General features: G+C 51.9%; 19 protein-coding genes and 4 pseudogenes. 15 read left to right on the plus strand and 8 right to left on the minus strand.

Going from position 1 to position 25,434, the window contains the following annotated elements; all coding sequences use genetic code 11:
* Positions 1–161: 161 nt before the first annotated feature.
* Positions 162–1,472 carry a replication-associated recombination protein A gene (locus HMPREF2959_RS06850; RefSeq protein WP_002243539.1) on the minus strand — a complete coding sequence of 437 codons (1,311 nt, stop codon included), beginning with the start codon at positions 1,470–1,472 and terminating at the stop codon, positions 162–164.
* Positions 1,473–1,783: 311 nt separating this feature from the next.
* Here HMPREF2959_RS06850 and HMPREF2959_RS06855 point away from each other — a divergent pair.
* A pseudogene (locus tag HMPREF2959_RS06855) lies at positions 1,784–2,205 on the plus strand (hypothetical protein).
* A 687-nt stretch (positions 2,206–2,892) separates the two neighbouring features.
* A pseudogene (locus tag HMPREF2959_RS13510) lies at positions 2,893–2,979 on the plus strand (autotransporter); the annotation flags it as partial.
* A gap of 276 nt (positions 2,980–3,255) precedes the next feature.
* Here HMPREF2959_RS13510 and HMPREF2959_RS06865 read toward each other — a convergent pair.
* Positions 3,256–4,170 carry a LysR family transcriptional regulator gene (locus tag HMPREF2959_RS06865; protein WP_002242746.1) on the minus strand — a complete coding sequence of 305 codons (915 nt, stop codon included), beginning with the start codon at positions 4,168–4,170 and terminating at the stop codon, positions 3,256–3,258.
* A gap of 255 nt (positions 4,171–4,425) precedes the next feature.
* Here HMPREF2959_RS06865 and HMPREF2959_RS06870 point away from each other — a divergent pair, with 255 nt between their 5' ends.
* The 5 genes from HMPREF2959_RS06870 (at position 4,426) to HMPREF2959_RS06890 (ending at position 9,804) form a co-directional block, all read left to right on the plus strand.
* Positions 4,426–5,895, plus strand: a complete 1,470-nt coding sequence (locus HMPREF2959_RS06870; protein WP_002217121.1) for a DUF3360 family protein — start codon at positions 4,426–4,428, stop codon at positions 5,893–5,895.
* A 251-nt stretch (positions 5,896–6,146) separates the two neighbouring features.
* On the plus strand, positions 6,147–6,518 hold the full coding sequence (locus HMPREF2959_RS06875; RefSeq protein WP_002243541.1) for a hypothetical protein: 372 nt from the start codon (positions 6,147–6,149) through the stop codon (positions 6,516–6,518).
* 72 nt (positions 6,519–6,590) lie between these two features.
* Entirely contained in the window at positions 6,591–8,000 is a 1,410-nt protein-coding gene (gene thrC, locus HMPREF2959_RS06880) for a threonine synthase (RefSeq protein WP_070696582.1), read from the plus strand.
* A 45-nt stretch (positions 8,001–8,045) separates the two neighbouring features.
* Positions 8,046–8,840: a BUD32 family EKC/KEOPS complex subunit gene (locus HMPREF2959_RS06885; protein ID WP_002239099.1), complete on the plus strand. Its 795-nt coding sequence runs from the start codon at positions 8,046–8,048 to the stop codon at positions 8,838–8,840.
* Between the two features lie 187 nt (positions 8,841–9,027).
* Complete coding sequence (locus HMPREF2959_RS06890; RefSeq protein ID WP_002239100.1) at positions 9,028–9,804, plus strand: ferredoxin--NADP reductase; 777 nt, start codon at positions 9,028–9,030, stop codon at positions 9,802–9,804.
* A 666-nt stretch (positions 9,805–10,470) separates the two neighbouring features.
* On the opposite strand, the gene HMPREF2959_RS06900 is transcribed toward HMPREF2959_RS06890, so the two are convergent.
* From HMPREF2959_RS06900 to HMPREF2959_RS06910, 3 genes are read right to left on the minus strand one after another with little or no spacing between them, the layout of a single operon-like run.
* Positions 10,471–12,942, minus strand: a complete 2,472-nt coding sequence (locus HMPREF2959_RS06900; RefSeq protein ID WP_070696571.1) for a heavy metal translocating P-type ATPase — start codon at positions 12,940–12,942, stop codon at positions 10,471–10,473.
* On the minus strand, positions 12,939–14,117 hold the full coding sequence (gene hflX / locus HMPREF2959_RS06905) for a GTPase HflX (RefSeq protein ID WP_061728274.1): 1,179 nt from the start codon (positions 14,115–14,117) through the stop codon (positions 12,939–12,941). The genes HMPREF2959_RS06900 and hflX overlap by 4 nt, the downstream gene beginning before the upstream one ends.
* A gap of 4 nt (positions 14,118–14,121) precedes the next feature.
* Positions 14,122–15,402 carry a CAP domain-containing protein gene (locus HMPREF2959_RS06910; protein ID WP_002225276.1) on the minus strand — a complete coding sequence of 427 codons (1,281 nt, stop codon included), beginning with the start codon at positions 15,400–15,402 and terminating at the stop codon, positions 14,122–14,124.
* Position 15,403: 1 nt separating this feature from the next.
* Between HMPREF2959_RS06910 and HMPREF2959_RS13390 the strand changes: the two genes are divergently transcribed.
* The gene (locus HMPREF2959_RS13390; protein WP_009347251.1) at positions 15,404–15,532 is read left to right on the plus strand and encodes a hypothetical protein; all 129 of its coding nucleotides are present in this window, start codon (positions 15,404–15,406) and stop codon (positions 15,530–15,532) included.
* Between the two features lie 22 nt (positions 15,533–15,554).
* Here the strand turns inward: HMPREF2959_RS13390 and HMPREF2959_RS06915 are convergent, their stop codons facing one another.
* The 3 genes from HMPREF2959_RS06915 to gshA form a co-directional block, all read right to left on the minus strand.
* On the minus strand, positions 15,555–16,274 hold the full coding sequence (locus HMPREF2959_RS06915; protein ID WP_061728273.1) for an epoxyqueuosine reductase QueH: 720 nt from the start codon (positions 16,272–16,274) through the stop codon (positions 15,555–15,557).
* 70 nt (positions 16,275–16,344) lie between these two features.
* Positions 16,345–17,022: a RadC family protein gene (gene radC / locus HMPREF2959_RS06920; protein WP_002237024.1), complete on the minus strand. Its 678-nt coding sequence runs from the start codon at positions 17,020–17,022 to the stop codon at positions 16,345–16,347.
* A gap of 122 nt (positions 17,023–17,144) precedes the next feature.
* Positions 17,145–18,494: a glutamate--cysteine ligase gene (gene gshA / locus HMPREF2959_RS06925; protein WP_002213445.1), complete on the minus strand. Its 1,350-nt coding sequence runs from the start codon at positions 18,492–18,494 to the stop codon at positions 17,145–17,147.
* A 259-nt stretch (positions 18,495–18,753) separates the two neighbouring features.
* On the opposite strand from gshA, the gene leuC reads away from it, so the two are divergent.
* The 7 genes and pseudogenes from leuC to HMPREF2959_RS06965 all read left to right on the plus strand — a co-directional run bounded on the left by leuC (position 18,754) and on the right by HMPREF2959_RS06965 (position 25,239).
* Positions 18,754–20,163 (plus strand): 3-isopropylmalate dehydratase large subunit, encoded by a 1,410-nt coding sequence (gene leuC / locus HMPREF2959_RS06930; protein ID WP_002237025.1) that lies wholly within the window; start codon positions 18,754–18,756, stop codon positions 20,161–20,163.
* Between the two features lie 96 nt (positions 20,164–20,259).
* On the plus strand, positions 20,260–20,514 hold the full coding sequence (locus HMPREF2959_RS06935; RefSeq protein ID WP_048816110.1) for a hypothetical protein: 255 nt from the start codon (positions 20,260–20,262) through the stop codon (positions 20,512–20,514).
* A gap of 61 nt (positions 20,515–20,575) precedes the next feature.
* The gene (gene leuD / locus HMPREF2959_RS06940) at positions 20,576–21,217 is read left to right on the plus strand and encodes a 3-isopropylmalate dehydratase small subunit (RefSeq protein WP_002240543.1); all 642 of its coding nucleotides are present in this window, start codon (positions 20,576–20,578) and stop codon (positions 21,215–21,217) included.
* Positions 21,218–21,391: 174 nt separating this feature from the next.
* Positions 21,392–22,662 (plus strand): annotated as a pseudogene (locus tag HMPREF2959_RS13280) (DNA cytosine methyltransferase).
* Positions 22,663–22,677: 15 nt separating this feature from the next.
* Positions 22,678–23,409, plus strand: a pseudogene (locus HMPREF2959_RS06955) (NgoBV family restriction endonuclease).
* 33 nt (positions 23,410–23,442) lie between these two features.
* The gene (leuB, locus tag HMPREF2959_RS06960) at positions 23,443–24,513 is read left to right on the plus strand and encodes a 3-isopropylmalate dehydrogenase (RefSeq protein WP_002243550.1); all 1,071 of its coding nucleotides are present in this window, start codon (positions 23,443–23,445) and stop codon (positions 24,511–24,513) included.
* Positions 24,514–24,675: 162 nt separating this feature from the next.
* A complete protein-coding gene (locus HMPREF2959_RS06965; protein WP_002217107.1) occupies positions 24,676–25,239 on the plus strand; it encodes a YceI family protein in 564 nt (187 codons plus the stop codon).
* Positions 25,240–25,434 lie beyond the last annotated feature (195 nt).

Consider the following 25,434-nt stretch of genomic DNA (forward strand, 5'->3'; position numbering starts at 1 on the left):
GAGCTAAGGCGAGGCAACGCCGTACTGGTTTAAACTTAATCCACTATACCACGTTGTCTTTATTGGCTTTATCAATAAACAGGATAAGACCTGAAAAAAAGCCGATACGCCTTTTTGGTGTACCGGCTTTGCCATACCGTTCTGCTTCAGACGGCATTGCTTCATTTTGCCTTTAATGCCTCTTCATCCAGCGATTTCAACCATTCCAGCTTTTCGCCGATTTTGATTTCCAACCCGCGCGGGACGGGTTGGTAGAAGTCCGGTTCGTCCAAGCCGTCGGGCATATAGCTTTCGCCGGCGGCGTAGGCGTTCGGTTCGTCGTGGGCGTAGCGGTATTCGCGTCCGTAGCCCAATTCCTTCATCAGCTTGGTCGGGGCGTTGCGCAGGTGGACGGGCACTTCGTCGCTAGCGTTTTCTTTGACGAAGTGGCGCATTTGGTTGTATGCCTTGTAGCCCGCGTTGGATTTCGCGGCGGCGGCAAGATACAATACCGCTTGCGCCAAAGCCAGTTCGCCTTCGGGCGAGCCTAAGCGTTCGAAGGTGGCGGCGGCATCGTTGGCGATTTGGAAGGCGCGCGGGTCGGCAAGCCCGATGTCTTCCCAAGCGATACGCACGATGCGGCGGGCGAGGTAGCGCGGGTCGGTGCCGCCGTCGAGCATACGGCAGAACCAATACAGCGCGGCGTTCGGATGCGAACCGCGCACGGATTTGTGCAGGGCGGAGATTTGGTTGTAGAAACTCTCGCCGCCTTTGTCGAAACGGCGGATTTGCGCCCCGAGACTGTCGGCGAGAAATTCGGCGGTTAAGTTTTTCAGACGACGTGTATCGGCGGCGCGTAAAAGTTGTTCCAACAAATTCAACAATCTGCGCGCATCACCGTCGGCGGTATTGACGAACAGCTCCTGCGCGTCGGCTTCAATCGTGAAATCCCGGTATTCGGGCAAAGCCAAAACTTTGGCAACCAGCTTTTTGAGGCCGTCTGAAGACAAGGGCTGCAAAACATACACCTGCGCGCGGCTCAACAGCGCGGGATTGACTTCAAACGACGGATTTTCCGTCGTCGCACCAATAAAGGTTAGCAAACCGCTTTCGACATGCGGCAAAAACGCGTCCTGCTGCGCCTTGTTGAAGCGGTGGACTTCATCGACAAACAAAATCGTCGCGCGTCCCTGCTGCAAAGCGATTTCGGCTTTATCGATTGCCTCGCGGATGTCCTTCACGCCGGAAAACACGGCGGAAACAGGCAAAAACTGGGCATTGAAACTCTGCGCCAAAATCCGCGCCAACGTCGTCTTGCCCACGCCCGGCGGCCCCCACAGCAACATAGAATGCGGCTTGCCGCCTTCTACCGCCACGCGCAAAGGTTTACCTTCGCCGATGAGGTGTTCCTGCCCCACCACGTCGTCAAGCGTATGCGGACGCAATCGTTCGGCAAGCGGCGCGTCGGGTTCTCGGGCAAACAAATCGGTCATAACGGCTCCGTCAACAGGTTTTCAAACAATATGATTATACGGCAGGGAACGGCGGCGTGCCGCATACGGATTCCGCCCCTCCGTTTGCCTTAAGCCGATATTAGGCGCATACTGGAAAAGACGAGAGACTTCACACAATATATCCGGCACGGAGACCGATTCCGCACCGGCATGACAATACCCAAATCAGCGTTTCAATTAAACATTAAGGAGACTAAAATAGAAAATTTGCTTTATCTACCATTGCTTTGTTGATTCAATCGGCATTATGTTTTGAGGCGGAAGCCCATGAATATACTAATATTCAAGAGATGGAATGGGTGTCTTTATTTTCTGATCCGCAAAAAGACGATGATAGTCTTATAACCCTTAAAGATGAAAAAATCACTGTAAAAAACTATATTGTGCCTTGGTGGAAAAAAGGTGAAAACTTTAGAAAATTAGAACTTATTACCACTGGTAAAAATGATAATGGAAATTTAACGGTAAATGGAATTTACGGCATCCAATCTTTTGCAGACCCGCAATTAGGATATACGCCTGAATTATCGGTGAAAAGCAATAATGATATTCTATTTAAAAATAATCTCCAATCTATTGACGTGAAGCCCCATTCCGGAAATATCCATTTGGATGCCAAAGGAAAAATTCAATTTAATTTGAAGTTCCCGATGTTGATGGGGTACAAGATGTAGCCAGTGGAAAAAAATACCGACAAACAATAGTGCCTTAGTGCGGTATGTCAACACTATCAGCCCCCCGATGAAAATGACAAAGGCAGCATATCCTTTCATTCAAAAACAGGCAATTTGTTCAATATGAACGTTAACGTTCATAAAGACACACACCATTTCGGTATTCACAACCTCAACAATACCGATGTTCATCTGACTGCCGAAGACAGCGATAATGTGATTGAGATTAAAGGGGAACTCGCCGACCCTATGCCGACAGGAAATGTTGAGAGTACAAGTTTTTTAAGGGGCATTGAAACGGCTTTTAAATCCAATACCGTATTAACGGGGAATAACAATAAAATATCCATCGCCACTGAGGGCAAGGGCTTGGGATTGGGCGTAAATGGTCTCCAGTCCAACTCCCCCTATTCCGGACACACGACGGGCATTTTCATCAATAATCAATCAAGCGACCTTACCCAACCTTCCCTTGATGGCATCAGCACCATCAAACTCAAAGCCGTCAAGGGAAATAATGAAGTTGATTTAAATGTAAAAAACCACGCCTCCGTAAAAGGCATTATCGCGTCGCATTCTGCAAAAGCAACGCTTGAAGCCGAAGGGGACAATATTGTCCAGGTTAAAAATCCGGACACCAATACGGCTTTAATCGATGCTTTGAAAAAACAATACCCCAATGCTTCGAAAGAACTATACAGGGTGGGGGTTCAATCCACGACTGGAACAGTACGCATTTCGCCAAACGGCAAAATCGCATTAACGGAATTGAAAACTTTTGGAATTGTACAAAACGGCATTTGCGTCAGTTTATAGTGGATTAACAAAAACCAGTACGGCGTTGCCTCGCCTTAGCTCAAAGAGAACGATTCTCTAAGGTGCTGAAGCACCAAGTGAGTCGGTTCCGTACCATCTGTACTGTCTGCGGCTTCGTCGCCTTGTCCTGATTTAAATTTAATCCACTATAACGGCATTTCCAAAGGGCATTTTAAGCCGTATTTGAGAGAATGCGGATGGCGTTTTCAGTGTTTTCAGCGTGATAAAATTCAAATTTCTATTTTAAAACAATCAGCAAAGCAGGATTTATTTCAGTTGTCCGAGACAACGGGCGGCTGCACCGCCTGCACTCCCCATACTTTTTCAATGCACTCGAGCAGGAGTGAGACGTGGGGATTATCCTCGTATTCTTCCGCATAAATGAAATTGAGCGGCATACTGTGGCGGCACGATTCGATAATAGCCACGCCCGCGCCTTCTTTTGCCGCCGCTTCGGCTTTGTTTCCCGGCACCATTGCCACACCTATACCGCCTGCAACCAAATCGATAATGGTTTGGGGGTAGTCGCACAAGATCTGTTTTTTGGGTGAGAGCCGGTTGCTGCGCCAAAACTGGTGCAGGTGCTTCCTACTTCCGGACACGCCCGACATTTCTATCCATACGCATTCTTGCAGGCTCTGCGGAAGGGAGCGGGTCAGATGGGGATATTGGCTTTGCGGGCAAATCAGCGCGTAGGTCAGGTTTTGCAGGAATACGCTGCGGATGCCGCGTTGGGCGGCGTTGCCGAGTATAAAGCCGCCGTGCAGGGTTTTGTGTTGGATGCGCGAGAGGATTTCGCCGCTCATTCCGTATTGGATGTGCAGGCGCGTTTTGGGGGCTGTTTGACCGATATTGTCCGTCAGCGCGACGAGCTTTGCCGAATCGATGGGGTGGATAATGCCCAAACTGGTCTCTTCCGAATAATCGCCTGCCAGCGTTTTGGCAAAATACTCCAACTTGTGTTTGTATTGCAGCAGGGATTCCGCTTCGGGCAACAGTATTTCGCCCGCCCGCGTCAATACCATGCCTTTCCCCGTGCGCCTGAACAGCGGCGTGCCGACATATTCTTCAAGGGCTTTAATTTGGGCGGAAACGGCAGGCTGGGAAAGGAAAAGTCGTTTGGCGGCTTGGGTAAGGTTGCCCTCGTGCGCGACGGCGACAAATGATTTTAATTGTACGGCATCCATATATCCCTCCTTGTGCGGATGTTTTCTATATTTGTGCAATCGAAATCTTTTAGGCGGATTGTTGCTGAAAATTAACTTTTTAATCAAGTGGTTTGTAAATTGTATCAATTTTCCGGATGATGGTTATTAAAAAAAAAGATTGGTTTTATTGCCTGTTTGGGCTTTAAATGGGGTTACGGCTTCCGAACGCAGCCCGTATCAAAAAGAAAAGTCATGCGCCCCTTTTACGAGGCGCGATATATAAGGAGGAAGGTTATGGAAAAACATAATGGGACTTATCGGGATTTGCACCGTCCGGCTTCGGAATTTGCGACGCGGGACGAATATTTGGAACATGAATTGCAGATTATGCAACCAAAACGCTGGCGGCCCAACCTGCCCTTTCGCGATTACCGCTTCGAGTGGGAGGATTTGATTCCTGCGATGGCGGGAACGATTGGAAAAGTGGTGATGGTGGGGGCGGTGGCGGCGGCGTTTGCCGCACCTTTGGGGCTGCCTGACAGCTTTGTACTGGAAAATGTGCGCTATGAGCTTTTAATCGCCGCCGCGTTTATCTTATTGGTATCGGGCTTTTTTCTGCCCGGCGCCAACCTGCCCGGTACGCACGGGCCGCTGATTCCGATGATTCCCATCGTTGTGTCGGCAGGCGGGCATCCTTTGGCGTTCGGCATTTCGATTGCGGTTTTAGGTCTGCTGATGGCTTTATTTCGCGGCGGCAGTATTATGGCGAAGCTGACAAGCAACGGCGTATGCGGCGGATTATTACTCTATTTGGGCTTTATCGGCACGACGGGGCAGGTAAAAAAATTGTTTTCGTGGGCAGGCGGTTTTAATATGCCCTACATCGCTTTTACCGTCATTATTGTAACGATTGTGATGTACGCTTTGTTGGAGCATTGGAAAAAACGCTGGTTAGCCGTGCCTTTGGGATGCTTGATTGCCGGTGTGGTGGCATTTGCATTGGGTGCGCCGTTTGAGTTTCACACCGCCCCCGGCCTGCCTCCAATGAGTCCTGCTTATTGGTGGGGTGAAAACAGCGGCTGGCATCTGGGGTTGCCGACGGCAGAAAGTTTTTTGGTTGTCTTTCCATTTGCGGTATTGGCTGTTGCAATGTGGTCGCCCGATTTTTTAGGACATCAAGTGTTCCAAAAAATCAGCTATCCGGAAAAAACCGATAAGGTATTGATGAATATAGACGACACCATGACAAGTTGTTCTGTCCGTCAAGCAGTGGGTTCTATTTTAGGGGGTGCAAATTTTACCTCTTCTTGGGGAACTTATATCGTACCGGCATCGATTGCCAAACGCCCCATTCCGGGCGGTGCGGTTTTAACGGCGGTTTTATGTATTATCGCCGGGTTATGGGGCTATCCGATGGACTTGGCGATTTGGCAGCCGGTATTGAGCGTAGCCTTGGTCGTAGGCGTATACTTACCGCTTTTGGAAGCGGGCATGGAAATGACGCGCAAAGGCAAAACCACCCAATCCGCCGCCATCGTGGTGTTCTCTTCCGCCTTGGTCAATCCGGTTTTCGGCTGGGCGTTGACGATGCTGTTGGATAATTTGGGCTTAATCGGCTGCAAAGAGCGCAGTGCGCAATTAGGTTTCGCCGGACGCGTGTTGATACCCGCAGTAGGTTTCTTGATCTTGTGTGTGGCGATGGGTGCGGTCGGGATGCTGCCCGGTATCCCGCCGTTTTTGGAACACTTCAAATCTTTGGGCTAGGCTGAAATCGGAAATGCCGTCTGAACCGCTTTCAGACGGCATTTTTGCAAACAGGCAAAATGACGGCGGCGGGATTTTTTATTTTCCCGATTGAAGTATAATGTTGCCGGGCTTCAACCGGATATTCAAAACGGTTTGTTCCAACACTCGGAACGGCGCATAAAACGCCGCCCTTCGCGTTATCCCGAACGGGGCGGCTAATCAGATTCTATCGCCATAAAAGGCGGGGTTTCAACCGAAAAGGAATTGAGATGAATAAAACCTTGTCTATTTTGCCGGCGGTAATCTTACTCGGCGGCTGCGCCGTCGGCGGCGGTAACACATTCGGCAGCTTGGACGGCGGCACGGGTATGGGCGGCAGTATCGTCAAAATGGCGGTCGAGAGCCAATGCCGCGCGGAATTGGACAGGCGCAGCGAATGGCGTTTGACCGCGCTGGCGATGAGTGCCGAAAAACAGGCGGAATGGGAAAACAAGATTTGCGCTTGCGTCGCCCAAGAAGCCCCCGAACGGATGACCGGCAACGATGTGATGCAGATGCTGGATCCGTCCACGCGCAATCAGGCACTTGCCGCCCTGACCGCCAAAACGGTTTCCGCCTGCTTCAAACACCTGTACCGCTAACCTTCTTCAGACGGCATGAGGCAGATGCCGTCTGAATCCGTTTTCCTGCAATTTCGACAGACGAGAAAAATCATGAAATATATCAGCACGCGCGGCGAAACCGCACACAAACCGTTCAGCGAAGTTTTATTGATGGGGCTTGCCCCCGACGGCGGCCTGATGCTGCCGGAACATTATCCGCAAATCGGGCGCGAAACCTTGGACAAATGGCGCGGTTTAGCTTATCCCGAATTGGCGTTTGAAATTATGCGCCTGTTTGTTACGGATATTCCGGAGGACGATTTGCGCGACATTCTGAACCGTACTTACACGGAAGCGGCGTTCGGTACTAAGGAAATCACCCCCGTCCGCACGCTTTCAGACGGCATCAAAATCCAAGCCTTGTCCAACGGCCCGACGCTGGCGTTCAAAGATATGGCAATGCAGTTTTTGGGCAATGCGTTTGAATATGTTTTAAACAAAGAAGGCAAAAAACTCAATATCTTGGGCGCGACCAGCGGCGATACGGGTTCGGCTGCGGAATATGCCTTGCGCGGCAAAAAGGGCGTGAACGTATTTATGTTGTCGCCCGACGGCAAAATGAGCGCGTTCCAACGCGCGCAAATGTACAGCCTGCAAGACGGGAATATCCACAATATCGCCGTGAAGGGAATGTTTGACGACTGTCAGGATATTGTGAAGACGGTGCAGAACGATGCCGCGTTCAAGGAAAAATACCATATCGGTACGGTCAACTCGATTAACTGGGGACGCATCGTCGCGCAAGTGGTTTATTACTTTGCGGGCTATTTCAAGGCGACGCAAAGCAATGACGAGCAGGTCAGCTTCTGCGTGCCGAGCGGCAACTTCGGCAACGTTTGCGCGGGACACATCGCCAAACAAATGGGCCTGCCTGTCCGCCGCCTGATTGTCGCGACCAATGAAAACGATGTATTGGACGAGTTTTTCAAAACCGGCGCGTACCGCCCGCGCAACAGCGCGCATACTTATGTTACCTCCAGCCCGTCGATGGACATTTCCAAAGCGTCCAACTTCGAGCGTTTCGTGTTCGACCTGATGGATCGCGATCCTCAGGAAATCAATACGCTGTGGGCGGAAGTAGCGGCGGGCAAGGGCTTTGACCTGCGATTTGCCTTGGACAAAGTCGGCGGCAAATACGGCTTTACTTCCGGCAAGTCCACCCACGCCGACCGCCTCGCCACTATCAAGCAGGTTTACGGGCAAGACCAAGAACTCATCGACCCGCACACTGCCGACGGCGTAAAAGTCGCCCGCGAAGTGCGCGAAGAAGGTGAAACGGTGGTTTGTTTGGAAACCGCGTTGGCGGCGAAATTCGATGCGACCATACGCGAAGCCGTCGGCGATGTCGCCATTCCGCGCCCCGCCGCGCTGGAAGGTTTGGAAACATTGCCGCAGCGCGTGCAAACCGTGCCGAACAGTGCGGATGCGGTAAAAGGCATCATCGAACAAACCCTTGCCTGATGTTCCGTACAGGGGCATTCCGTCCGAACTTAAGATTGAAAGAAAATGACCTTACCTATGCAGGAAACCCGTTTTTCCATACTGCTAGACGAATTGGCGGCAAAACAGAAGGCAGCCATCGCCCCCCACCTGCTTGCCGACGGGAGCAAGGTATGGATACGCAAAGCAGGCAGGCACAATGCGCGATGGCGTTACGCGCTGCTCGGTATGGTTGCCCGATATTTGAAACTGGGGGTGTTGAAGCCGGTTCCCAGCCTCGGCGGCGAGCCTGCCATTGCAACCGAATCAAAACGCCTGTACGAATTGCGCGCGGCGGGGATAGCCGTTCCCGAATTGCTCGCCGTCAGGAAAAATGCCCTTATGTTCGGAAATTTGGAAGGTATCCCGCTCGATACGCAAATCCGCCAAGAAGCCGAAGCCGGAAAGGCGGACGCTTGGCTTGCCGGTTTGGAAGCCATTGCACGCGTGCATAAAAAACAGCAGTTCCTCAGTCAGGCGTTTGCACGAAATATGATGTCGGACGGAAAAAACATCAGCTTTTTGGATTTTGAAGACGACCCTTCCGAGGTCCTGACCATAGCGCAATGCCAAGCCCGCGATTGGCTCTGCTACATTCATTCGACCGCGCTGATATTGAAAAACGGCGGACTGCTGGAAGCGGCTGCGGAAAAATGGGGCGGCGTATTGTCGGATCAGCCTGCCGAAATACAAAAGCTGATTGCCGCCACCGTCAAACCGATCCTCCCGATCCGCAGGCTGGAACACCCACGCTGGGGACGGGACGCACTCAGGCTGGCAGCCTCGATTTCCCTGATTTCCCTTGCCGATATGCCGCCATAAGCCGCCGCCCGCCCCGCGATGCCGTCTGAAGCCCTTCAGACGGCATATAACCAACGCGCATCAAGCATTGTCGCAACCATCCGTTTCGTTTAGAATTTTGGCTTTATCCCGAATCGGGCAGACATTTCCACTCTGCCGCACCTCCCGAACAAGCACTATCCATTTCTTTTACTGACAGGAAACCCAAATGGCAGCATTCAATACCCAAAAAGTATTGTCCGTACACCACTGGACAGACGCATATTTTACCTTTACCTGCACCCGCGACGAATCGTTGCGCTTTGAAAACGGACAGTTCGTTATGGTCGGATTGATGGTGGACGGCAAGCCGCTGATGCGCGCATACAGCGTCGCCTCCGCCAACTGGGAAGAACACCTCGAATTTTTCAGCATTAAAGTCCAAGACGGTCCGCTGACCAGCCGCCTGCAACACCTCAAAGTCGGCGACGACGTGTTAATCAGCAAAAAACCGACCGGAACTCTGGTTGCCGGCGACCTGAATCCGGGCAAACACCTTTACTTGTTGAGCACCGGTACCGGCATCGCCCCTTTCTTGAGCATCACCAAAGACCCCGAGATTTACGAGCAATTTGAAAAAATCATCCTCGTACACGGCGTGCGCTACAAAAAAGATTTGGCGTACTACGACCGCTTTACCAAAGAATTGCCCGAACACGAATACCTCGGCGACTTGGTTAAAGAAAAACTGATTTACTACCCAATTGTTTCCCGAGAAGACTTTGAACACCACGGCCGCCTGACCGACCTGATGGTAAGCGGCAAGCTGTTTGAAGACATCGGCCTGCCCAAAATCAACCCACAAGACGACCGCGCCATGCTGTGCGGCAGCCCCGCGATGCTGAAAGACACCTGCAAAGTTTTGGACGATTTCGGACTGACCGTCTCTCCGAAAACAGGCGTGCGCGGCGATTACCTGATTGAGCGCGCATTTGTGGATCAATAAGCTGCTTGAAAATGCCGTCTGAACGGCATCAGCGATAAAAAAACCCGAATCCTGCCAATCAGGATTCGGGGTTTTTATAGTGGGTAAAAATTAGAAATGCACATTTCCGTCATTCCAACACAGGTGGGAATCCGGACTTACCTGTTTCATTATCGTTTGAAAATAAAAGAGAAACCAAACATATAGATTCCCGCTTGCGCGGGAATGACGACGGTGTTTTGCCGTAGCCAAAGCAGAAAAACATCCCTATTGTCATTTCATTATGATATGACAATAGGATGTTAAAAATTAATTATCATTATATGATTGATATATAAGAAAAACTGTCCCAATAAGAAATGTTATGCAGAAAATAAAATGAAAAGGATGGTTTTCATTGAAAATGGTTGTTCTGCCACCGTCATACACAGAGCCAGTATTTGGAAAAAAATGATCCATATTGACATCATTATTCCATTTGTCGCATAAATCCACTTTTTAATTTTTTCCACATTAATATAATCTCTTATTTAATAAAATCAAAATAAAAATCAAATGCCTAACAATTCGATCTCAAATTTTGAACGCCAACGTGTTTGAGCGGTAACAATACATACTTTAAGTTTGCAATCCTTCATCGTCTTATTTTTGTTTTCATCAACTATACGTCTAAAGCAACGCCGTCCGTCATTGTTCGGACGGCATTTTTTCAGACTGCATTTTCCCCCGTTTGTGAAGGCGCAGGGCGTTGCCCAAAACCGCCAGCGAACTGAAGCTCATACCCAGTGCGGCTATCCACGGTTGGACATAGCCCAAAACGGCAAGCGGTACGGCAATGATATTGTACGCGCCCGCCCATATCAGGTTTTGCCGGATAATATGGCGGGTGCGCCGCGCCTGATCGAGCAGGTGGGCGACGGTACGCAAATCTTCGTTCAATAACACAATGTCCGCGCCGTCCCTCGCAATATCCGTCCCGCCCGCTGCGGCGGCGGATACGTCTGCCTGCGCCAAAACGGGCGCGTCGTTGATGCCGTCGCCTATCATCAGCACTTTTTTCCCTTCTTTTTGCAAGGCTTTGACGTATTCCAGCTTGTCCTCGGGCATGGCTTGGGCGCGGTAGTGCGTGATACCCAGGGCGCGGGCGGTTTCGGCAACGGCGGTTTCGCGGTCGCCGCTGAGGATGTGCAGGGTCAGGTTTTTGCCTGCCAACTGCCGCACCGCCTCCGCCGCGCTGTCTTTCAAGGGGTCGGTCAGGTAGAACACGGCTTGGAAACCGCTTTGACTGCCGAGGTAAACCGCGCTGCCGCCGCCTTCTGTTTGCGGTTCTTTACCTGAAATTTCGGCGACATAGGATGCCCTGCCCAATGCCCAAACCTGTGTTTCGCCGTTGACGGTCAGTTGCGCGCCCACGCCTTCGCCGATGCGGTTGAGGCGTTGTTTAATAGCAATGTCGGGGACGCTGCCGCCTGAAATGCGGCAGTTGAGGATGGCGCGCGCGAGCGGGTGTTCGGACTGCTGTTCCAAACTTTGCGCCACTGCCAGCACTTGGGCTTCGGTCATGCTGCCGAGCAGTTCAATCCGGCGGACGGCGGGATTGCCTTGGGTCAGCGTGCCTGTTTTGTCGAAAATGATGTCGGTGGTTTGGGCGAGGGTTTCGATTGCCTGCTTTCCGCCGATTAAAATACCTTCGCGCGCCAGCGTACCGGTAGAAGCTGCCAGCGCGGTCGGCGTGGCAAGCGATAAGGCGCAGGGGCAGGTAATGACCAGCAGGGCGACGGTAATCCACAATGCGGTGTGCGCGTCGGCGTACAGCGTCCAGCCGATGAAGACTGGGACGGCAAGCAGGAGTTCGCCGAATATGAAAGACGAGGCATATTGTTCCGCCAACTCGGCGGTGCGCGGTTTTTGCGCCAAGGCGCGGTCGAGCAGGCGGACGATGTGCGACAGTCGCGTGCCGCCGCCGGTGCGGTCGGTGCGTATAATCAGGGGGCTTTGCGTGTTGAGTGTACCTGCGGTTACTTTTTCAGACGGCATTTTGGCGACGGGCAGGCTCTCGCCGGTCAGCATAGATTCGTCAACCGTGCTTGCGCCTTCCAGCACCGTGCCGTCAACGGGGATGGTTTCGCCCGGTTTGACCAGCACGATATCGCCCGCCTTCAATTTGACGACAGCTGCCTCGCAGGTTTCCTGCGTATCGGGGTAATCGGGCATATGATGGCAAAACGCAGGAATCAGCTTCACCAGCCTTTCGGCGGCATCGCCTGCCTTGCGTCGGGCAATGTGTTCCATAAAGCGTCCGCCCAGCAGGAAAAACAGCAGCATGGCTATGGATTCGAAATACATCCCCTGCCCCGCATTGGTCGCAAGGCTGTAAACGCCGGCGATAAAGGTCATGATGATGGCGACGGTAATCGGCGTATCCATGCCGACGCGGCGGTTTTTCAAGTCGCGCAGCGCGCCTTGATAAAACGGGACGGCGCAATAGAATACGACGGGCAGCACCATTAAAAAGCCGCCCCAATGGAGGATTTGCAGGAAATCGGGTTCGATGTCGCCGCCGTAAAGGTAGGTCGGCAGCGCGAACATCATCGTCTGCATCATCCCCAGCCCGGCAACGGCGAGGCGGACGATGTATTGTTTGCGTTCTTTTTGGTTGGCGGCTTCGATTTTTTGCGCGTCATAGGGTGCGGCGGTGTAGCCTATCTGCCTGATTTTCAACAGAATGTCGGAAAGGCGGATTTTGCCGTCGTCCCAGACGACGCGGCAGCGGTGCGTGCTGTAATTGAGGTCGATGCGGACGATGCCGTCTGTACGCAAAAGCTGCTGTTCGATCAGCCAGACGCAGGCGGCGCAGGTGATGCCGCCGAGCATTAAAACCGCCTCGCGCGTGCCGCCGTGGGTTTCCACAAAGTCGGACTGGACTTCGGGCAGGTCGTACAGGCGGATTTGGTCGAGGATTTCTTGGGGCGGCAGCTCGGTTTTTTGCGCGTCGGCGGTGCGTTGTTTGTAATAACTGCCCAAGCCCGCGTCAATAATGCTTTGTGCGACCGCCTGACAGCCGGCGCAGCAGGTTTCGCGGTCTTCGTTTTCGTAACGGACAGTCAGATGCAGGTTTTCGGGAACATCCAGACCGCAGTGGAAACAGGTTTTTTTCATGGCATTTCGGTTTCGTCTGTGTTTGGTGCGGCGGCACAAGACTCGGCAATGGCTTCGCGCAGTGCGTCTATACCGGTATTTTCAGCAACGGAAATGCGGACGGCGGCAATTTTTCCCGCAGCGTCGCGCCATATGCCCGTGTTTTGTTCTTCAGACGGCAGCAGGTCGGTTTTGTTGTACACCTTGATGCACGGAATATCGCCGGCATGGATTTCTTGCAGTACGTTTTCCACGTCTTCAATCTGCTGTCCGCTGTTCGGAGCGGCGGCATCGACGACGTGCAGCAGCACATCGGCTTGCGCGGTTTCTTCCAGCGTGGCGGAAAAGGCGGAAATCAGTTTGTGCGGCAGATCGCTGACGAATCCGACGGTATCGGTCAGGATGATGCTGCATTCGGGACTGATGTACAGCCGCCGCGCCGTGGTGTCGAGTGTGGCGAAAAGCTGGTCTTTCGCATATATGCCCGACTTGGTCAGCCGGTTGAACAGGCTGGATTTGCCGACATTGGTATAGCCGACCAGCGCAAACGTTTTGATTGTGCCCGATTCGCGGGACTTGCGGCGCAGGGCGCGCTGTTTTTTGAGGTTGGCAAGCTGTTTTTTCAAGGCGTTGATTCGATGGGCGATCAATCGGCGGTCGGTTTCCAGTTTGGTTTCGCCCGGCCCTTTCATGCCGATACCGCCGCGCTGGCTCTGCAGATGGCCGTAACCGCGTATCAAGCGTCCCGCCAAATGGCTCAATTGCGCCAACTCGACTTGCAGCCTGCCTTCCTGCGTGCGGGCGCGGCGGGCGAAAATCGCCAAAATCAACCCTACCCTGTCCAATACGCGGCATTGGAGGATTTTTTCCAAATTGCGTTCCTGCGTGGGCGTAAGTTCGTGGTTGAATACGACCAAATCGATGCCGTCTGCGGCAACTGCTTCCGACAGCTCCGCCGCCTTGCCCGTGCCGACAAACAGCGCGGTGTGCGGACGGTCGCGTTTGGCGGTCTCCACGATGACGGGATTGCCGCCCGCCGCCTTGACCAGCTCGACGGCTTCCGCCAATGCCGTCTGAAAGCCGTTCAGACGGGCGGCGCTGCTGCCCGTACCGTCTTTGTCCAACATTACGCCCACCAGCATGACGCGTTCGGGTTGCGCTTGGGTACTGCCGTTGCCGCCTGTTCTGCCTGTCATGTATTCAATCCTGTAAATAAAGGGTTACGCCTCGTTCCGTTTCTCCTTCCGGTGCAAGCGTGATGCGGCTGCCCGCCATTCCGTCAACGCTGAAGACGATGCCGCCCGCCTCGTGCCTTCCTATGGACAGGCGGCTGCCGGGTCGCTGCCGGTAGGTATAACGGGTACACGCTTCCAAACACCAGCGTCCGCGCCAGTGGATGAAATATTTTTCGCCTTTTCTAACCGCAAGTGTCTCGCCGCCGTTTACCTCAAAATAAGGGTAATCGGGTTTTCGGGTTCTAAACTGCCATTTCGCCTGCGCGCGCCGTCCGTTGCGGACATAGTCGAATACCGCCGTATAAAGCGTACCGTATTCCAAAGGCTTGAGCGGGAAAAGCGCGAATTGGTACGCGGTCAGCCTGCCGTTGGGGTCGTTGCCGGCGGTTAAAACCCTGACGGGGCGGATTTCGTTTTTACCCTGATACAGCTTGAAACTTTTCATCGTAATTTTGCCTGCCGCCTCGGAAAAATCAATGCTGGCAGGATTGCCCGTGATTTCATATTCCGGCACGGGGTCTGGACGCTCGCCGTGGAAATAAGGCAGTGCGCCGTTGCCGACGGGATAGGCTGTATAGAGCAGCTCCTGTGCGGGCATGGCTTCGTCGGTGTACACGACCGCACCGTTATGGCAGGCGTTGCGGTAATATTTCCGTCCTGCTTCCGGCTGATTTCTGCCTTGGGCGCAATGCCGCTCAAACCTGCCGTTGCCCTGATTGAATACGAGAACGGTTTTACCGTTTTCGCGCACAAATGCCGCTCCTGCCTCATCCGTATGGCGGTCAAGTAGGGAAAGGCGGTGGTAGATTGCGCTCATTAATCCGTCCACTTGGCGTTGCTGCGTGCGGATGTCGCTGTCGGACGATTCGGCGGCTTCCTCTTCCGTGCTGATGTTTTCATGCACGCCGTTGTAGAGATACCCGGCAAGGCGTGTGCGTTCGGTCAGCTTTTGTGCGGTGTAGTGCGGATTGTCGGGATGGTGTTCGCCGTGTCCGTCTTCGGGATTGAGCGTGAGATAGCGTGCGTGCCTGCGGGCGGAATTTTCCAAAACCGGCGCGTGTGCCAGCTTGTGCAAACCGATTTGGGCGCGGATGCGGTTGAGGTAGTGCAGCGCATCGCCGCCGTCCCTGATTTGCGGTGCGGACGGATAGACAAGTTCGCCCGCGGGCAGGGATTGGTTTTGGGTATGATAGAAAACGCCTGCCGCCGAACCCAACAGGAGCAGCCGAATAAAAAGGGATTTCATAATGCCGTCCTCCCGACGCGGCAACGGGGTGTTTTATCAAAACGGCAAACTTGCCAATGCGGTTTCCGATTGCAGATTGCCAAACCGACAAACCTTTCCCCGTGCCGATGCCGAACCCGATGCCGTCTGAACCTTCAGACGGCATCGGGTGTTTATTTGTCCACTCGGATGGGTGCAGGTTCGTATTGTGTCGATTCGTCCCCGTAATACAGCACGCCGAGTTTGATGGGGATTCTGCCCTGCGATTTGCGGTGGGCGTTGGAATCACGCAAGGAATAGGCGCAGCCGCAATATTCCTGCTGGTAGAAGTTTTCGCGTTTGCTAATTTCAATCATACGCGCGCTGCCGCCGCCTTTGCGCCAGTTGAAATCCCAATACACCACATCATCGTAAGGCGCGGCGGCGCGGCGGCCACAGTCGTTAATCTGGTTCATGTTTTTCCAACGGGAAATGCCCAGCGAGCTGGTGAAGACGGGGAACCCATGTTCATGCGCGTATTGCGCGGCTTTTTCAAAACGCATATCGAAACACATGGTGCAGCGGATGCCGCGTTCCGGCTCAAACTCCATGCCTTTGGCTTTGGCAAACCATTCTTTGCGGTCGTTTTCGTAGTCGTCGTCTTTATCGATGAAAGGGATGCCGAACTTTTCCGCAAAGCGCACGTTTTCCTCTTTTCGGAGCATATATTCTTTGTGCGGATGGATATTGGGATTGTAAAAATAAATGGTGTAATCAATGCCGCTGGCCAGCATGGCTTCCATCACTTCGCCGCTGCACGGGGCGCAGCAGGAATGCAGCAAGACTTTTTTATGTCCGCCGGGCGGGACGAGTATGGGGCGGTCGATGTCGGTAACGATGCGTGTTGTGTCCATAGTTTCAAATAGATGTTCTGTTTGGTGCAAACGGCTATTTTATCAGAGCCGCCGCATGTGAAACAGAGTGTCAGGGCATCAACCCGAGCTGCCTGAACGAGCAGACGCTCCGGGAGGTTACGATAAAATGGTCGAGCAGCGACACATCGACCAGCGACATGGCCTGTGCCAGCCGCCTTGTGAACATGATGTCTTCCTGCGAAGGTTCGGGCGAGCCGCCCGGATGGTTGTGCGCAATAATCAGGCTGTCGGCATATTCGTCCAATGCCAGTTTGACGATTTCGCGGATGTAAATCGTGTTTTCCGCAACCGTACCGCGCGACAGCTCTCTGACCGCAATCAGTTGGTTTTGGCGGTTCAGCAGCAGCGCGACGCTGACTTCGACTTTTTCCTGCCCCAAATGAAAGCGTAAATAATCGGCAACGGTATCCGGATCGGACAGGACGATGCTCTCCTGCAATTCTTCCGCCAATATCCGCCGCCCGATTTCCCTGACTACGGCAAACTGTGTGAAACTTGCCGTCCCCATCCCTTTGTATGCCGACAGTTTGCCGACCTCCGCGCTCATCAGCCTCCCCAAACTGCCGAACTCCTGCAGCAAATAACGCGCCAAATCAACCGCACTCATTCCGCGCGTGCCGACGCGCAGCAGGATTGCCAAAAGTTCGGCATCACTCAAAGCCGCCGCCCCGCGTTCCAACAGCTTTTCCCTGGGCCTTTCCCCCTCCGGCCATTGCTTGATGCTCATGTTTTCCCTTTTTTAAATAGTCTGAGATGCCGTCTGGAACAAATGTTCCCACACGCCAAATATCCGAAATGCCGTCTGAACCGGATTTCCGCTTCAGACGGCATCTGTATTTCAAAACAGTCTTACGCCGTTTCTTCCAACTCGATTGAAGCCGCCAGAAGCGACAGGCGTGCCATTACGCCGTAAACGTAGAGGCGGTTGTGTTCGTTGTCCACGTCGCAGTCTTTTTCAGAGCGCGGCATACCCAGCGAGTCCCATTGTTCGAATACGCGCTTGCAGGCTTCGGGCGCTTCTTGGGAATTATCGCCGTTACCGGTAGGAATGCTGTTAGACAGCGGAACAAACACCATACCGCCGGCGTTGAGGTTTTCGTCCGCACCGCGCCCTTCGTGTACGCGGAAAAAGCCGCCGATGACGAAGCGGTCCATCATATACACGACGGGTTCGCACACCGCGCCGTTTAAGGTTTCATAAGTATAAATCCCTTCTTGGACAATCACTTCGCTGACTTCCAAGCCTTCTTTGACTTTCGCCATTTTATTGCGGTTTTTACGGTTCAATCCGCGCACTTCGTCGGCGGATTTGACGCTCATCACGCCCATGCCGTAAGTGCCGGCATCGGCTTTGACGATGACGAAAGGTTTGTCGGTAATGCCCGATTCGTCGTATTTGGCTTGAATTTTCGCCAGCACACGTTCTACCGCTTCCGCCAACGCGTCTTCGCCTTCACGCCCTTGGAAGTCCAAACCGCCGATTTTTTCAAAATAAGGGTTAATTTGCCATTCGTCGATGCCGATTAACTTGGCAAATTCGGCGGTAACTTGGTTGTACGCGCCGAAATGATTTGTTTTGCGGCGCGTCGTCCAACCGCCGTGCAACGGCGGCAAAACGGTTTGGCTGATGCCTTTGAGGATGTCGGGAATGCCGGCAGACAAATCGTTGTTCAACAAAACCACGCAAGGCGAAAAGCCGTCTGCAAGATGGACGCGGTCGCGGGTACGCAATAAAGGTTCCAACAGGATTTTGTCGCCCAATGCAGTTTCAAATTCGGTCGGTTCGGTTACTTCCGGATTCAGGCTGCCCAAGCGCACTTCATACCCTGCCGAACGCAAAATCTCGCCGAGGGCGTAAATGTTTTGCAGGTAAAACGTATTGCGCGTGTGGTTTTCGGGAATAATCAATACGGATTTCGCCGTTTCGCAGGCGCGTTGCACCGCATCTTGCGCGGCAACCGCCGCCAGCGGGATAAAGTTGGGATTCAGATTATTGAAGCCGCCGGGGAACAAATTCATATCGATAGACGAAATTTTGTAACCGGCATTGCGTATATCGACCGAACCGTAAAACGGCGGGCGGTGTACGCTCCACTGCGTGCGGAACCACGCCTCGATTTTGGCGTGATTGGACAGGATTTTTGCCTCAAACGCCTGAAGTTGCGCCGAATGTTCGGGCGACATCACCGGTAATTTCATCTTTCGTCTGCCTCTGTGTGTTTTTTGACAAGATGCAGATGATAATGCCTTTGAAAGAATGACGACAAGTATTCTTTCGTATCGAATCATGCTTTAGATATAACTGTTTACTGAAATGGACAATACGTCTAATTTTTTCGTTAAAATTGTTTGCAAAATAACACCGGCTCAAAAATTAGACAAAATTTGTTGCGCGGTATAAAGAATACGTCTAAAATCCGCCCAATCCGCATTACCATTTATCCAAAAGAACAACATCATGACAGCACAAACCCTCTACGACAAACTTTGGAACAGCCACGTCGTCCGCGAAGAAGAAGACGGCACCGTCCTGCTCTACATCGACCGCCATTTGGTGCACGAAGTTACCAGCCCTCAGGCATTTGAAGGCTTGAAAATGGCGGGGCGCAAGCTGTGGCGCATCGACAGCGTCGTCTCCACCGCCGACCACAACACCCCGACCGGCGATTGGGACAAAGGCATCCAAGACCCGATTTCCAAGCTGCAAGTCGATACTTTGGACAAAAACATTAAAGAGTTTGGCGCACTCGCCTATTTTCCGTTTATGGACAAAGGTCAGGGCATCGTACACGTTATGGGCCCCGAACAAGGCGCGACCCTGCCCGGTATGACCGTCGTCTGCGGCGACTCGCACACTTCCACCCACGGCGCATTCGGCGCACTGGCACACGGCATCGGCACTTCCGAAGTCGAGCACACCATGGCGACCCAATGTATTACCGCGAAAAAATCCAAATCCATGCTGATTGCCGTTGACGGCAAATTAAAAGCGGGCGTTACCGCCAAAGACGTGGCGCTCTACATCATCGGGCAAATCGGCACGGCAGGCGGTACAGGCTACGCCATCGAGTTTGGCGGCGAAGCCATCCGCAGCCTTTCTATGGAAAGCCGCATGACTTTATGCAATATGGCGATTGAGGCAGGCGCGCGCTCAGGCATGGTTGCCGTCGACCAAACCACCATCGACTACGTAAAAGATAAACCCTTCGCACCCGAAGGCGAAGCGTGGGACAAAGCCGTCGAGTACTGGCGTACGCTGGTGTCTGACGAAGGTGCGGTATTCGACAAAGAATACCGTTTCAACGCCGAAGACATCGAACCGCAAGTCACTTGGGGTACCTCGCCTGAAATGGTTTTAGACATCAGCAGCAAAGTGCCGAATCCTGCCGAAGAAACCGATCCGGTCAAACGCAGCGGTATGGAACGCGCCCTTGAATACATGGGCTTGGAAGCCGGTACGCCATTAAACGAAATCCCCGTCGACATCGTATTCATCGGCTCTTGCACCAACAGCCGCATCGAAGACTTGCGCGAAGCCGCCGCCATCGCCAAAGACCGCAAAAAAGCCGCCAACGTACAGCGCGTGTTAATCGTCCCCGGCTCCGGTTTGGTTAAAGAACAAGCCGAAAAAGAAGGCTTGGACAAAATTTTCATCGAAGCCGGTTTTGAATGGCGCGAACCGGGCTGTTCGATGTGTCTCGCCATGAACGCCGACCGCCTGACCCCGGGGCAACGCTGCGCCTCCACCTCCAACCGCAATTTTGAAGGCCGTCAAGGCAACGGCGGACGTACCCACCTCGTCAGCCCCGCTATGGCAGCCGCCGCCGCCGTTACCGGCCGCTTTACCGACATCCGCATGATGGCGTAAGTATTTTCAGGCGGTCTTTAAGAATTTGACGCGGCCGTCTGAAATATGTCCCGTAAGGCAGAAACACCTTTAATATTCAAACCAAGGAGTTTAACCATGAACAAACTTTTCATTACCGCCCTGTCCGCCCTCGCCTTGTCCGCCTGCGCCGGCACTTGGGAGGGCGCGAAACAAGACACCGCCCGCAACCTTGACAAAACACAGGCCGCCGCCGAACGCGCCGCCGAACAAACAGGCAACGCCGTCGAAAAAGGCTGGGACAAAACCAAAGAAGCCGTCAAAAAAGGCGGCAATGCCGTCGGACGCAGCATTTCCCATCTCGGCGGAAAAATCGAAAACGCCACCGAATAACCGATTCGCGATGCCGTCTGAAACCGCTTCAGACGGCATCGTCAGCACAAGACGCAAACCCATGAAAGCCTTTACCAAAATTACCGCCATCGTCGCCCCGCTCGACCGCAGCAACGTCGATACCGACGCCATCATCCCCAAACAATTTTTAAAATCCATCAAACGCAGCGGCTTCGGCCCCAATGCCTTTGACGAATGGCGTTACCTCGACCACGGCGAACCGGGCATGGACAACAGCAAACGCCCGTTGAACCCTGATTTCTCGCTGAACCAGCCGCGTTACCAAGGCGCGCAAATCCTGTTGACACGTAAAAACTTCGGTTGCGGCTCTTCACGCGAACACGCCCCTTGGGCATTGGACGACTACGGCTTCCGCGCCGTCATCGCCCCCAGCTTCGCCGACATCTTCTTCAACAACTGCTACAAAAACGGCCTTTTACCTATCGTGTTGACCGAAGAACAGGTTGACCGGCTTTTCAAAGAAGTTGAAGCCAACGAAGGCTATCAGCTCTCCATCGACCTTGCCGAACAAACCCTGGCCACCCCTGGCGGCGAAACATTCACATTCGACATTACCGAACACCGCAAACACTGCCTCTTAAACGGCTTGGACGAAATCGGACTGACCCTGCAACATGCCGATGAAATTCACGCCTTTGAAGAAAAACGCCGCCAAAGCCAGCCTTGGCTGTTTAACGGTTAAAACCTATGCCGTCTGAAGGCCGTTCAGACGGCATTCCTGATAACATATAATTGTTGCGGCTAATGTAAACAGAGGGGCGATAAATTGCTTTCATCTTTTAAGCGGGCTTAGCGACACTCTAAATTAATGCAATAATGCAACTCTCCATTTCAAATAAATTTTTAGATTTTTAATATGCAACAAATTAAATTTATTGACTTATTTTCCGGAATGAGTGGCATCAGGAAAGGATTCGAACAAGCCTGTCGGAAACAGTCGGTTGCTTGCGAATGTGTTTTTACTTCAGAAATCAAACCGGCAGCTTTGGAAGTATTGAAGCAAAACTACCCTGATGAAGTGCCGTATGGAGATATAACGAAAATTGAAACAGGGGATATTCCCGATTTTGACATCCTGTTGGCAGGCTTCCCTTGTCAGGCTTTTTCTTTCGCCGGAAAAAGATTGGGCTTTGAAGATACACGGGGAACGCTTTTCTTTGATGTGGCAAGGATTTTAAAGGCAAAAAAACCAAAAGGTTTTATTTTGGAAAATGTGGAAGGATTGGTGACACACGATAGAAAAGATCCGACACAAAAAATAGGGCGCACCCTGACCGTTATTTTGGAAACCTTGGAAGCATTGGGCTACTATGTTTCTTGGAAAGTTTTAAATGCAAAAGATTTCGGCATTCCCCAAAACAGGAAGCGCATTTATCTGACAGGCAGTTTGAAATCCAAACCCGACTTATCTTTCGAAACAAGCCCAAGTCCGAAATTAAAAAATATTTTGGAATCGGGACTGCCTACTGAAAGCAGCCCTTTCATCAAGAAATTGCTAAAAAAATTTCCCCCGTCCGAACTGTACGGAAAATCAGTAAAAGACAAACGGGGAGGGAAAAACAATATTCACAGTTGGGATATTGAATTAAAAGGCGCAGTAACCGAAGAAGAGAAGCAATTGTTAAATATCCTTCTAAAAGAACGGAGGAAAAAAAATGGGCTTCAGAAATCGGCATAGATTGGATGGATGGGATGCCTTTGACAAAAGCGCAAATTTCAACTTTCTATAAACACCCCAATCTCCAAAATATTTTGGACAGCCTGACAGATAAAGGCTATTTGGTTTTAGAGCATCCGAAACAAAAAATTGGCGGGCAAAGAATCAAAGATGAATCCCTGCCCAAAGGCTACAATATTGTTTCAGGCAAAAAATCTTTTGAAATCAATAAAATATTAGATCCAAACGATGTTGCGCCAACCTTGGTTGCAATGGATATGGAGCACCTTTTCGTCGTTGACAACGGCGGTTTGCGTACACTTACCGGAAAAGAAGGGTTGCGCTTATTCGGCTATCCGGACGATTATTCGTTTGATATTCCCAAAAAAGACAGATGCGATTTATTGGGTAATACCGTTGTCGTCCCTGTGATTAAGGCGGTATCTGAAAGACTTCTGCATACTTTATAAACCGACAGGGATAAAATGATAAAACTTACTGCACAACAAATATTTGATAAGTTGCTGGATGAAGAAAAAATCTTATCGGCCAATGGTCAAATTAGATTTTTCTTAGGCGATGTGGATATTATCGTCAAACAAAAAGATGTTGTCGGCAACATCATTCAGGAATGGCTCGGCGGATGATTGAGAAAAAGGGAAATTGAATTTGATGTTTCAACCAATACCCAAATGCCTCCCGATTTCTTTTTAAATAAAAAAGACCGCAGCAGAGAATTGTTGGAAGTAAAGGCGTTCAACCGAAATGCCGGCCCGGGTTTTGATATTGCAGATTTTAAAATGTATTCTGATGAAATCATTCATAAGCCCTATATGCTGGATGTAGACTATTTAATATTCGGTTACGATATGGACGACAACGGCAATGTAACCATCAAGGATTTATGGCTTAAAAAAGTATGGCAAATTACGAGAAGCATGGATGGGTGGGCAATTAATCTTCAAGTCAAAAAAGGCGTGGTGCATAAAATCCGCCCGGGTGTTTGGTACAGCATAAATAAAAAGAATATGCCTATGTTTGAATGCTTGGAAGATTTTGTTTCCGCAATTGAAGAAACCGTTTATCAAAACCCGGCAACACGGCATAACGCATCCTTATGGAAAAAGAAATTTGAGGAAGCCTATAAAAAACACTACAACCGATCGATTTCCATACCTCGTTGGCACGAAATTGCACACAAATACAAAAAGAAATAACCCTTCAACCATCAACCCATAAGGAAACTTGAAATGACCAAACATATCGCCATCCTCCAAGGTGACGGCATCGGCCCAGAAATCGTCGCCGAAACCGTCCGCGTACTCGACAAACTCATCGCCCAAGGCTTGGACGCCAGCTACGAATACGCCCCATTAGGCGGCGAAGCCTACGACGAATACGGCCATCCCTATCCCGAATTTACGCAAAACCTCTGCCGCAAAGCCGATGCCGTCCTGCTTGGTGCAGTCGGTTCTCCTCAATACGACAACCTCGACCGTCCGTTGCGCCCTGAGCGCGGCCTGTTGGCAATCCGTAAGGATTTGAACCTGTTTGCCAATTTGCGTCCTGCTGTTTTATATCCCGAATTAGCCAACGCCTCCACGCTGAAGCCTGAAATCGTTGCCGGTTTGAATATTTTGATTGTGCGCGAACTCACCGGCGACATCTATTTCGGCGAACCGCGCGGCATCCGCGTTCTGGAAAACGGCGAACGCGAAGGCTACAACACCATGAAATACAGCGAAAGCGAAATCCGCCGCATCGCCCACGTCGCTTTCCAATCCGCCCAAAAACGCAGCAAAAAAGTCTGCTCCGTAGGCAAAGCCAACGTTTTGGAAACCACCGAACTGTGGCGCGAAATCTTTGAAGAAATCGGCAAACAATACCCCGATGTCGAACTCTCCCACATGTATGTAGACAACGCCGCCATGCAGCTCGTGCGTGCGCCCAAACAATTCGACGTCATTGCCACCGGCAACATCTTCGGCGACATTCTCTCCGACGAAGCCTCCATGCTGACCGGCTCCATCGGTATGCTGCCTTCCGCTTCTTTGGACGAAAACGGCAAAGGCCTGTACGAACCGTCCCACGGCTCTGCCCCCGACATTGCCGGACAAAACAAAGCCAACCCGCTGGCCACCATCCTCTCGCTCGCAATGTTGCTGCGTTACAGCCTGAACGACGAAGCGCGCGCGCAACAAGTTGAAAACGCCGTCCAAAAAGTGCTGCAACAAGGCTTGCGTACCAGCGACATTTACGAAGAAGGCACAAAACTCGTTTCCTGCTCCGAAATGGGCGATGCGGTACTCGCCGCCTTGTAAAAAAACAAAGCGCGGATCACACCGCGCTTTTTCATCCGCCCTTTTCCGCCCGCCCCGTTCGTCAACCGCCTGCAAACCCACCGTTTACCGGCAGGAAATGCCATAAATCCCTGCCTATGTTAGGATAAACGCCTTTACCGGCCCACACAAAGGATTATCATCATGAAAAAAATCATCTTCGCCGCACTCGCAGCCGCCGCCATCAGTACTGCCTCCGCCGCCACCTACAAAGTGGACGAATATCACGCCAACGCCCGTTTCGCCATCGACCATTTCAACACCAGCACCAACGTCGGCGGTTTTTACGGTCTGACCGGTTCCGTCGAGTTCGACCAAGCAAAACGCGACGGTAAAATCGACATCACCATCCCCATTGCCAACCTGCAAAGCGGTTCGCAACACTTTACCGACCACCTGAAATCAGCCGACATCTTCGATGCCGCCCAATATCCGGACATCCGCTTTGTTTCCACCAAATTCAACTTCAACGGCAAAAAACTGGTTTCCGTTGACGGCAACCTGACCATGCACGGCAAAACCGCCCCCGTCAAACTCAAAGCCGAAAAATTCAACTGCTACCAAAGCCCGATGGAGAAAACCGAAGTTTGTGGCGGCGACTTCAGCACCACCATCGACCGCACCAAATGGGGCATGGACTACCTCGTTAACGTTGGTATGACCAAAAGCGTCCGCATCGACATCCAAATCGAGGCAGCCAAACAATAAATCTTGATGCGAATCAGCACAAATGCCGTCTGAACGTCCTTCAAACGGCATTTGTGCCGTCTTCATCAAACCGCCCCGCCAACGGTAAGCCGATATGGCGGAGCACAATCCGCCGAAAGATATTTCAGCGGCAGGCAGGGCTTGCCGGAAAGTCCGGAAAGTATAGTGGATTAACAAAAACCAGTACGTCGTTGC

This window comes from Neisseria sp. HMSC070F02, from assembly GCF_001814225.1.
GTDB lineage: Bacteria > Pseudomonadota > Gammaproteobacteria > Burkholderiales > Neisseriaceae > Neisseria > Neisseria meningitidis.

What these genes read in the sequence shown, in the direction of transcription:
- HMPREF2959_RS06850 (WP_002243539.1), bottom strand. Translation starts at nt 1,472, where the DNA reads ATGACCGATTTGTTTGCCCGAGAACCCGACGCGCCGCTTGCCGAACGA.
- HMPREF2959_RS06865 (WP_002242746.1), bottom strand. Translation starts at nt 4,170, where the DNA reads ATGGATGCCGTACAATTAAAATCATTTGTCGCCGTCGCGCACGAGGGC.
- HMPREF2959_RS06870 (WP_002217121.1), top strand. Translation starts at nt 4,426, where the DNA reads ATGGAAAAACATAATGGGACTTATCGGGATTTGCACCGTCCGGCTTCG.
- HMPREF2959_RS06875 (WP_002243541.1), top strand. Translation starts at nt 6,147, where the DNA reads ATGAATAAAACCTTGTCTATTTTGCCGGCGGTAATCTTACTCGGCGGC.
- thrC (WP_070696582.1), top strand. Translation starts at nt 6,591, where the DNA reads ATGAAATATATCAGCACGCGCGGCGAAACCGCACACAAACCGTTCAGC.
- HMPREF2959_RS06885 (WP_002239099.1), top strand. Translation starts at nt 8,046, where the DNA reads ATGACCTTACCTATGCAGGAAACCCGTTTTTCCATACTGCTAGACGAA.
- HMPREF2959_RS06890 (WP_002239100.1), top strand. Translation starts at nt 9,028, where the DNA reads ATGGCAGCATTCAATACCCAAAAAGTATTGTCCGTACACCACTGGACA.
- HMPREF2959_RS06900 (WP_070696571.1), bottom strand. Translation starts at nt 12,942, where the DNA reads ATGAAAAAAACCTGTTTCCACTGCGGTCTGGATGTTCCCGAAAACCTG.
- hflX (WP_061728274.1), bottom strand. Translation starts at nt 14,117, where the DNA reads ATGACAGGCAGAACAGGCGGCAACGGCAGTACCCAAGCGCAACCCGAA.
- HMPREF2959_RS06910 (WP_002225276.1), bottom strand. Translation starts at nt 15,402, where the DNA reads ATGAAATCCCTTTTTATTCGGCTGCTCCTGTTGGGTTCGGCGGCAGGC.
- HMPREF2959_RS13390 (WP_009347251.1), top strand. Translation starts at nt 15,404, where the DNA reads ATGCCGTCCTCCCGACGCGGCAACGGGGTGTTTTATCAAAACGGCAAA.
- HMPREF2959_RS06915 (WP_061728273.1), bottom strand. Translation starts at nt 16,274, where the DNA reads ATGGACACAACACGCATCGTTACCGACATCGACCGCCCCATACTCGTC.
- radC (WP_002237024.1), bottom strand. Translation starts at nt 17,022, where the DNA reads ATGAGCATCAAGCAATGGCCGGAGGGGGAAAGGCCCAGGGAAAAGCTG.
- gshA (WP_002213445.1), bottom strand. Translation starts at nt 18,494, where the DNA reads ATGAAATTACCGGTGATGTCGCCCGAACATTCGGCGCAACTTCAGGCG.
- leuC (WP_002237025.1), top strand. Translation starts at nt 18,754, where the DNA reads ATGACAGCACAAACCCTCTACGACAAACTTTGGAACAGCCACGTCGTC.
- HMPREF2959_RS06935 (WP_048816110.1), top strand. Translation starts at nt 20,260, where the DNA reads ATGAACAAACTTTTCATTACCGCCCTGTCCGCCCTCGCCTTGTCCGCC.
- leuD (WP_002240543.1), top strand. Translation starts at nt 20,576, where the DNA reads ATGAAAGCCTTTACCAAAATTACCGCCATCGTCGCCCCGCTCGACCGC.
- leuB (WP_002243550.1), top strand. Translation starts at nt 23,443, where the DNA reads ATGACCAAACATATCGCCATCCTCCAAGGTGACGGCATCGGCCCAGAA.
- HMPREF2959_RS06965 (WP_002217107.1), top strand. Translation starts at nt 24,676, where the DNA reads ATGAAAAAAATCATCTTCGCCGCACTCGCAGCCGCCGCCATCAGTACT.